This is a genomic window from Paenibacillus sp. 8b26, assembly GCF_050626875.1.
Lineage (GTDB): Bacteria > Bacillota > Bacilli > Paenibacillales > Paenibacillaceae > Paenibacillus.
Map to the genome: position 1 here is coordinate 54336 of NZ_CP192445.1, position 9535 is coordinate 63870.

Consider the following 9535-nt stretch of genomic DNA (forward strand, 5'->3'; position numbering starts at 1 on the left):
CCGATTTCCTGCGATTTCGTCAATTTTTATTAACAAACTCTAAACATATTGATTTTTTCGACTCTCATTTGGCGGTGGGTATGGTATATTTTTTCCAGGGCCAATGTGAAGCATTTGGAGCTAATGGACAGCGTGTCCTCCACCTTTTTGACGGGAAAGTGAGGTGATGGTGCTGTCTTTTTGTGCTGTCGTTTTTCGGAATAAAAGCTTGTGTAAAGCCAAAATTGATATTGGAGAGGATGGATGCAAAAGTGATCAGCAGAAAATCCGTGTTCAGGAAATCTGTCTCTATGGTCATGTCAGCCATTTTGGTACTTCCGCTAACTTTGGGCATATTTCAAGCCGAACCCGACCGTGCATCAGCCGCAACACCGGAATCCACACGCTTCCTTCAATTGTATAAACAACTGAAGGACCCGGCCAGTGGATATTTTTCCAAGGAGGGTATTCCTTATCATTCGGTTGAAACCCTGATGAGCGAGGCTCCGGACTACGGACACTTAACGACCTCGGAAGCGTATAGCTACTGGATGTGGCTGGAAGTGCTGTATGGCCATTATACCGGGGATTGGGGACATTTGGAATCGGCATGGGACAACATGGAGAAATACATCATTCCTGTTAATGAAGGGGACGGCAAGGAAGAACAGCCTACGATGAGTAACTACAACCCCAACAGCCCAGCGACTTATGCAGCAGAGTATCCGCAGCCGGATCAATATCCAAGCCGTCTGAGTGGTCAGTATAGTGGTGGCAAGGACCCGCTGGATACAGAGTTGAAAGCAACCTACGGCAATAATCAGACCTATCTGATGCATTGGCTGCTGGACGTGGATAATTGGTACGGTTTTGGCAATCTGCTGAATCCGTCTCATACAGCGGCCTATGTGAACACCTTCCAACGCGGAGAGCAGGAATCGGTTTGGGAAGCCGTCCCGCATCCATCGCAGGATAATCAAAAATTTGGTAAAACAAATGAAGGCTTTATGAGCCTGTTTACCAAGGAAAATAATGCTCCTGCACAGCAATGGCGCTACACGAATGCCACCGATGCGGACGCACGGGCGGTTCAAGCCATGTACTGGGCGAAAGAACTGGGATATGACAACCCGGTATATTTGGATAAAGCAAAAAAGATGGGGGACTTCTTGCGGTACGGCATGTACGATAAATACTTCCAGAAAACCGGAAGCGCATCCAATGGAACCCCGGTAGCTGGTACCGGCAAGGATGCAAGCCATTATCTGATGGCATGGTATACGTCATGGGGTGGCGGACTGGGTCAAAGCGGCAACTGGGCTTGGCGGATTGGCGCCAGCCACGCGCATCAGGGCTACCAAAATGTCGTTGCGGCTTACGCGTTATCCGATCAGGATGGCGGATTAATACCAAATTCACCAACGGCGGGACAGGATTGGGCTACCTCGTTGAAGCGCCAACTGGAATTTTATACGTGGCTGCAATCCGATGAGGGAGCCATTGCAGGTGGAGCAACGAATAGCTGGGATGGTGCCTATAAGGCGTATCCGGCAGGCACGAGTACCTTTTATGGCATGGCTTACACGGGTGCTCCAGTATATAACGATCCACCGTCCAACAACTGGTTCGGGATGCAGGCTTGGCCTGTCGAACGGGTTGCTGAGCTGTACTACATTTTAGCTAAGAAGGGTGATACTTCTTCCGAGCAGTTTAAGATGGCTAAACAAGTGACGGAAAACTGGATTGCATGGTCCAAGAGCTATGTATTTGCCAACGAACGTCCTGTGACGGATACACAGGGATATTATTTGGACGCTCAAGGCAAGCGCATTCTCGGTGGTAAAAATCCGAAGGTTGCCACTACAGCAGCTAAAGGCGAGTTCTGGGTGCCAGGCAATCTGGAATGGAGTGGGAAGCCAGAAACCTGGACCGGATTTGCCAATCATAAGGGGAATGCCAATCTGCATGTGGTAACGAAGAATCCAGGGCAAGATGCGGGAGTGCTGGGCAGTTATGTTAAAGCGCTTACTTTCTTTGCTGCCGGAACGAAGGCCGAAAAAGGAGATTACACCGCATTAGGCAAGGAAGCCAAGGATCTGTCCAAAGCATTGCTTGATGCTGCATGGGGTTACAACGACGGCGTAGGCATTACCACGAAGGAAACACGTGAGGATTATTATCGTTATTTTACGAAAGAAGTGTATATCCCGAACGGATGGAGTGGTAAAACGGGGCAAGGCAACACCATTCCTGGCGCAGGCGCTACCGCATCTGATCCGTCCAAGGGTGGTAATGGTACGTATTCCAGCTACACCGATATCCGGCCTAACATCACCAAAGATCCGCAATGGTCTTATCTCAAGGACAAATACACAACTTCATGGAATAATCAAACGAAAAAATGGGACAAAGGCGCTCCGGAATTTACGTATCACCGTTTTTGGTCCCAAGTCGATATGGCGACAGCTTATGCCGAATATGACCGTCTCATCAACAATGGTGGAACAACCGAGCCGACAGCTCCCAAAGCTCCGGCAAATGTGAAAGCAAGTGCCGGGGATGCTCAGGTTACACTGAGCTGGAGCAAAGCGACGGGGGCCGACAACTATACCGTCAAGCGCTCCACAACCAGTGGAGGACCTTATACCACGGTAGCAACGGTAACAGATAGCACTTACAAGGATACAGGAGTGGTGAATGAAACCACCTATTATTATGTAGCAAGTGCGACCAATTCCTTGGGAACCAGTCCGGATTCTGCCGAGGTCAGCGCCAAGCCGACAGCAGCATCCGTTCCGGCTACGGGAGATGTGATTGCCCAATACCACGTGGGCGACACGAACCCGGGAGATAATCAGATCCGTCCGCTTTTCCGTGTTGTAAACAAGGGGAAAGAGGCTGTTGATCTGAAGACTGTCAAGCTCCGGTATTATTATACAGTGGATGGCGACAAGCCGCAGGAATTTCATTGTGACTATGCACAGCTCGGTAGCGGCAACGTTCAGGGACGTGTTGTGAAGCTGGATAAGGCGGTGACGGGTGCAGATTACTATCTGGAAATCTCCTTTGGAGCTGGTGCGGGAAGTCTGGCAGCAGGAGCCAACACGGGGGATATTCAGGTTCGCTTGAACAAAACGGACTGGAGCAATTATAACGAAAGTGATGATTTTTCCTATGATGCGACCAAAACGTCTTATACAGATTGGGACAAAACGCCTCTGTATGTGAACGACCAACGCGTATGGGGTCTGGAGCCTTGAATGTAAAATAAACATTGGGTGAGACGAGCGCAATGCAGGAGGGGGGGACCTCACATTGTATTGCGCCCGTTGTCCAATGATATTTCTCCGATATTGTATTTTCCCGCTGACACTCTTGTGGTACACTAAGATCGCTACATCATTACATATATGACCGAGGTGACCTGAGACATGAAAGACAATTTGGCACAGGCTCTGAATGAGCAAATGAATTTTGAATTTTACTCCGCTCACGTATATCTGGCAATGGCTGCTTATTGCTCCAGCGAAAGTCTGGATGGGTTCGCAAACTTTTTCCTGGTACAAGCCGAAGAGGAACGGTTTCATGCCATGAAGCTGTACAAATATATTAATGATCGCAGAGGACGCGCCACATTGGCAGCATTACCGGAGCCTAAAAACAGCTACGATTCCATGCTGGATGTGTTCGAGCACGGCTACAAGCATGAGCAGCAAAATACGCAGAAATTTTATCATTTGGCTGACTTAGCTCTGGACGGACGTGAGCATGCGACGATCCATTTCCTGAAATGGTTTATTGATGAACAAGTCGAAGAGGAAGCTCTGTTCGACAGTGTAATCCAGAAGCTCAAACGGATTGAAAGGGACAGCAATGCCTTTTATATGCTGGACAGTGAGTTTGCCAATCGCACCTTTGTAGCCCCTGCGGAATAAAGCAACATGTAAGGACGAAAAAGCAGAGAAGCCCGGTTTGCGGGCTTCTCTGCTTTTTTTATAATCAGGTATAAGTTTGACACATTAGCCGATTCAAGGATATTACAGACACAATAAGTCTTTAATTTAGGTGTAGTCATGAAATTTACAAAAGCGACGAATTATGCCCTGCACACCATGCTCATGCTCGTTACTGCTTCGTCGGTTAAGCCGATAGGCGTTTAGCATTTGGCAAGGAGATGAGCATCATGATTTACGATTGTGCTATTATTGGCGGAGAACCCGCCGGATTGAATGCAGCCCTTGTGCTTGGCCGGGCAAGACGAAGCGTGGCTTTAATCGACAACAACCAGCCCAGAAATGCCGTTACGCATGCGTCGCACGGCTTTATTACGAAAGACGGCGTAACGCCGGCCGAGTTCCGTCGCGTTGCTTTTGAGGAAGTACTGCGCTATCCGTCTGTCGATCATCTGCAAACCGAGGTTGTTTCGATTGACAAAACTGAATTCGGATTTGAGGTGCTTGATTCGCCCGACCTTCATCGGCCAAAATAGACAGCTTGAGCGAGCATGTTCGCTTTACGGATGGAACTCAAGTCTTGAGGGCTAGAAACTCAAACCTGGTGTATATGCCGCCGGGGATTCTTCATACTTCATGCCTTCCCAATTGATTTTTGCCGCGGCCGACGGCAGCCGAACTGCTATGTGTGTAAATCTGGATTTAACGGAGGAAGATTTTGCAATTCGTGCTCACTTTCGTTAGGTTATCGTTATTTTAAATATACTTATAGAAAAAATTAATTTGTCGCTGGATGGAGAGCATGCTACAGTTATTTTATCTTTTATACCCGATTAAGCAGATGGGATTAATAAATTAATTATACAGGAGAGGCGGGTTAACATGAGCGAAATCTATCGCCTGGCACAACAGGAAGATGCAGAGAGATTGCAGTACGTAACTTATGAGGCGTACGAAACGATTCGGCAGTTGGAGCTTAAATGGCCTGCCGCTCAGGCAGACATTCCTCTCATTCAGGAAAATATTAAAAATAATGACTGCTACGTGCTGGAAGTCGATGGCGTAATTCAGGCTACAGTGAGCCATCTCAAAAATAGAGCTCTTAATTTTATAACCGATCTACCATTTGTCATGTGGTTTGCCGTCGACCCGGCTGCTCAGGGCAAGGGCTACGGACGCAAGCTGCTAAACTGGGTAGAGCAGAATATTATCCGTGATCAGGTGGGAGCTCCTGCCGTTACGCTGGCAACAGCCGAAAAGCATCCCTATCTGCTGTCTATGTATGAGCGTTGGGGGTATGAGCGTATCCATGCGTTTGACCATGGTACAGGAGACGGAACGATGCATTTACTGCGTAAAGTTGTGAATCCCCAATTATTTGAAACATATATTCGTGAAAAAAACGGAGCAGAGACTGCTAACCGCAATTAGACCCGATGCCCGGGATGGGACGAAGCCGATTCGTTCTCCGAAAGGGGTTTTCATGAAATGAAGTTTGTGTTATTCAGCCTGATGGCTAATCAGCCTAATGCGCTTACCGGGGAAACCTGGAGCTCGCAGCAAAAATTACAAAATGTAATCAAGCAGGCTGTTCTCGCAGAGGAGCTTGGTTTTGATGCATACGGTGTGGGGGAGCGGCACGGTGCACCTTTTCTGTCATCCTCACCCCCGCTGGTGCTGACCGCTATTGCGGCGAGAACCGAACGGATTCGTCTCCTGACTATGGTAACGGTGCTTAGCGTGCTGGACCCGGTGCGCGTGGCAGAAGACTATGCGACGTTGGATCATTTATCAGGTGGAAGATTAGAGATTATTATTGGTAAAGGCAATGACCCGCGCCATTATCCGTTGTTTGGAATTACGGAGGAAGAACAGTGGGACTCGCTTGCCGAGCGCTATCGTTTGCTCAAACGGCTGTGGAGCGAGGAAGAGGTTACGTGGGAAGGAAGCTACCGCCCTCCGTTGCATCAAGTTACGACACAGCCTCGGCCGTATCAGCAGCATATTCCTATATGGCACGGTAGTGCTTCCAGTACACTATCGACCGAACTGGCCGCTCAATACGGGGAGCCGATATTTTCCTCGAATTCTTTCCATCCTCAGGCCAAGTATAAAGCGCTTATTGATCATTACCGCGAACGGCTGGCTTATTACGGACATGATCCGGCACAGGCCGTAATTGGTGCCGGAGCAGGGAGTCTGTATCTGGCAGATACGGATGAGGAAGCGATCCGACGGTATCGTCCTTATTATGATGCCTACCACTCGACAGCGGCAGCTCAGCACAATCAGTCGCCCTTCACGAGTCTGGAGGATAATATTCGTAACGGTCCTGTTCTGATCGGCTCTGCGGAGAGCGTTCTTGAGAAAATACGGAACTATCATACCGCGTTCGGTAATCAGGTACTCAGCATCAGCGTGGACGGGCTAGGTGAGCAAGAGCAGCTCGAACAGCTGCATCGGTTTACCGAGGATATCATACCAGTACTGCGACGAGAAATTCCGAGCGCGATTTGGCAGCATGGGCCGAATCTTGATGTTGGAAGCAGGTCAATTACCGCTGTAAAAAATGATGCGTCACCCATATCTCCTATTTTTCAACTATAGTTGTTGACTGTTCAATCACCTTATCTCATAAAAAGCCTCCATTTAGGAGGCTTTCAGGTCCGTGGCGACCAGCGAGGTAGGGTTTTTGTATTGGAAATATATGAAGAAGCAAATTGACAGAGACAAGTAAAAAGAGTAACGTGATTTTTATATCATTTAAATCTTACAAATTTCATCGGATTAATACATTTCGAATCTTATAGAGATCTGATGATTTGAGGAGGAATTGTTTTGAGTGACCCGCAATCCAATATAACTAAACGCCATATAACAGCAGAGGATTTATACCATCTTCGGTGGGTCAGCGATCCTGCTGTCCATCCCGGTAACGGTGCAGTCGCTTACGTAGAGCAGTATATTAATGAAGACCGGACAGACTATAATTCTAACATTTGGGTTTTGCCATCAGAACAATCCGAGCGGTTGCCCTTCACATATGGGCCGAAAGATGAATCACCTGTCTGGTCACCTGACGGATCACAGCTTGCTTTTCTCCGCACACTGGAAGGTAAACGTCAGGTATGGATCATTCCAGCTCGCGGAGGAGAGGCTCGGCAGCTTACATGGGCAGAGAAAGGCGTTCATTCATTGGCTTGGTCACCGGACGGAGCCTACATATCCTTTGTCGCAAAAACCTCAGAGAGTCTGTTACCCCCAACATCCGGTGCTGGAAAACAGGGGGTACATACACTTCGAACTGTCGAACACGGCCAGATCGGTACATCCAAACAGGGTGTGGAATCGACCCAGCCTCCTTTATCCGCTAGCGCAAACTCTAAAGTGCAGCCAAAAGGACAGGTCGTTAACCGAACAAAAGCCAAGTCTGATGGCTACGGGCTGTGGGATGATACGCGAAATCACTTATATGTGACCGATGTAAATTCAGGGGACACCGTCCAACTGACGTTCGGCGCGTATGATGTGGCGGAACCTGTCTGGTCGCCGGATGGCAAGCTTATTTTATTCGTGGCCAGAATAGCGGAGCATTCAGAAGAGGACACGGATTTACGCAGGCAGAATGATTTGTTTACGATAGATCCTGCTATTTCAAAAGGAGGTATGGCAATACCACGTAAGCTAACTCGGTCGGAGCTGCAAATCGAGAGTGCTGCATACTCTCCCGATGGTTCAACGATTGCCTTTTACGGACATGATCGACATGCTAAAGACGCGACCCAGACCCGTTTATACATCATCCCTTCGAGTGGTGGATCAGCAGTATGCATTAGTGAAACGCTGGACGCACACCTCGGTAACGCGGGTATGAGCGATATGCGCTCACACCTTCATATAGGGCCACCACGTTTTAGTACGGACGGTCAATCCCTGTATACACTTGTAACCCGTGAAGGAAATGTACATGTATATCAGTTTGCATTTGATGGAAGCTTTGCAGTTTTGACGCAGGGAGACAGAGAAATTTATCAGTTCACGCTCACCCCGGATGAGCAGCATATTATTGCAGCTTCAACTCACGTGGCATTGCCGGGCGATTTATTTCGAATTGCGATCTCTTCCGGGACAGAGGAACGGCTGACGCAGGTGAATGACTCGCTGCTTGAAGAGATCGAGCTAAGTGTGCCTGAGGGCTTTTGGACCGAGGTCGAGAATGGTCGGCGGGTCCAAGGGTGGGTGATGAAACCTGTCGGTTTTGCGGAGGGAGTAATCTATCCCGCTATTTTGGAAATCCATGGCGGCCCCCATGCGATGTATTCCCACTCTTTTTTTCATGAGTTTCAGTTGCTAGCGGCGCAGGGATATGCGGTCATTTACACCAATCCGGGAGGAAGCCGAGGGTACGGCCAGTCTTTTACCAATGTCGTTCTTGCCGACTACGGTGGACGAGATTACACGGACTTGCTGAGTGCGGTAGATGAGGCCATTCGCCAGTTTCCATTCATTCATCCAGAACGACTAGGAGTTACAGGGGGGAGCTACGGGGGCTTTATGACTAACTGGATTGTCGGTCACACAGACCGTTTCCGTGCAGCCGTGACCCAGCGCTCCATATCCAACTGGCTATCCATGTATGGCGTGAGCGACATTGGCTACTCATTTACAGAAGACGAGGTTTCCGGCAATCCTTGGGACGATTTCGAGGTCTTGTGGAGACAATCCCCGCTGGCATATGTTAAGCAAATAAATACACCACTGCTTATTTTGCATGGGGAGCAGGATCTTCGTTGTCCCATTGAGCAGGGAGAACAGCTATTTACTGCACTGCGGCGATTGGGGAAATCCACGCAATTTGTCCGTTTTCCAGACTCAAGCCATGAGCTTTCACGAAAAGGGCATCCGCAGCTTCGTGTGGAACGACTTCAACGCATTACAAACTGGTTTGTCAAGCACCAGATATAGTACAAAACCCGTTGCTTGCACTTACTAGACAGAAATTTTTACAAAAATTCATCAAAATTCATTAAAAAATTACAAACAATGCCTGATTTTCAGACCAAAGAGGGCATTGTTTGTGTGTATAATATACTTATACATTACAACGTCATACTTTAATTTACTTTTGTGTTTATAAGGCCCTATCAATTTCTATTTATTTAATTTTTTTCTTATTAAAGGAATTTGAAAAAATATTGACATTTTTCAAGTCCATATTTATTATATAGTTAAAATATTTCACAATTAATACTTTCTTTTGGAATAAAATTGCGTTACCTTCGGTATTTTTTTCGACACACTCATCTATGATACTGGATTCTTAGGTCCCAACCTAAGTCTTTAGTCCACTCCAAGTTTTTTACACTTCCAAGTTTTTACACACACCTAACTCATTTTCAATTACACCACGAATGGCAATTCAATTACCTAATTAAATCTTAAATTGTGCTTATTGTTTTCTGGCAACCGTACAACTTTGCTTTGTTATGGTTTGCTGCATCTATCTCCATATCTCCATATCTCCATACATATGTACATTAACACCTGAATCGTAAAAACATTTTTGTTTTGCCACATCTTTGTGGGGAGGAAAGGGGTTTGAA

5 protein-coding genes and 2 pseudogenes are annotated in these 9535 nt (G+C 47.5%); all 7 read left to right on the top strand.

Annotation, left to right across the window (positions count from 1 at the left end):
* Positions 1–290: 290 nt before the first annotated feature.
* The 7 genes and pseudogenes from ACQ4MX_RS00295 to ACQ4MX_RS00325 all read left to right on the top strand — a co-directional run bounded on the left by ACQ4MX_RS00295 (position 291) and on the right by ACQ4MX_RS00325 (position 8897).
* Complete coding sequence (locus ACQ4MX_RS00295; RefSeq protein WP_431091439.1) at positions 291–3239, top strand: glycoside hydrolase family 48 protein; 2949 nt, start codon at positions 291–293, stop codon at positions 3237–3239.
* Positions 3240–3410: 171 nt separating this feature from the next.
* A complete protein-coding gene (locus ACQ4MX_RS00300) occupies positions 3411–3914 on the top strand; it encodes a ferritin (RefSeq protein WP_134914797.1) in 504 nt (167 codons plus the stop codon).
* A 138-nt stretch (positions 3915–4052) separates the two neighbouring features.
* Positions 4053–4136: pseudogene (locus ACQ4MX_RS00305) on the top strand (transcriptional regulator); the annotation flags it as partial.
* Between the two features lie 26 nt (positions 4137–4162).
* A pseudogene (locus ACQ4MX_RS00310) lies at positions 4163–4444 on the top strand (FAD-dependent oxidoreductase); the annotation flags it as partial.
* A 370-nt stretch (positions 4445–4814) separates the two neighbouring features.
* Entirely contained in the window at positions 4815–5363 is a 549-nt protein-coding gene (locus ACQ4MX_RS00315; RefSeq protein ID WP_134914796.1) for a GNAT family N-acetyltransferase, read from the top strand.
* 57 nt (positions 5364–5420) lie between these two features.
* Positions 5421–6539 (top strand): LLM class flavin-dependent oxidoreductase, encoded by a 1119-nt coding sequence (locus ACQ4MX_RS00320; RefSeq protein ID WP_431088694.1) that lies wholly within the window; start codon positions 5421–5423, stop codon positions 6537–6539.
* A 231-nt stretch (positions 6540–6770) separates the two neighbouring features.
* The gene (locus ACQ4MX_RS00325; RefSeq protein WP_431088695.1) at positions 6771–8897 is read left to right on the top strand and encodes a prolyl oligopeptidase family serine peptidase; all 2127 of its coding nucleotides are present in this window, start codon (positions 6771–6773) and stop codon (positions 8895–8897) included.
* Positions 8898–9535: the final 638 nt, after the last annotated feature.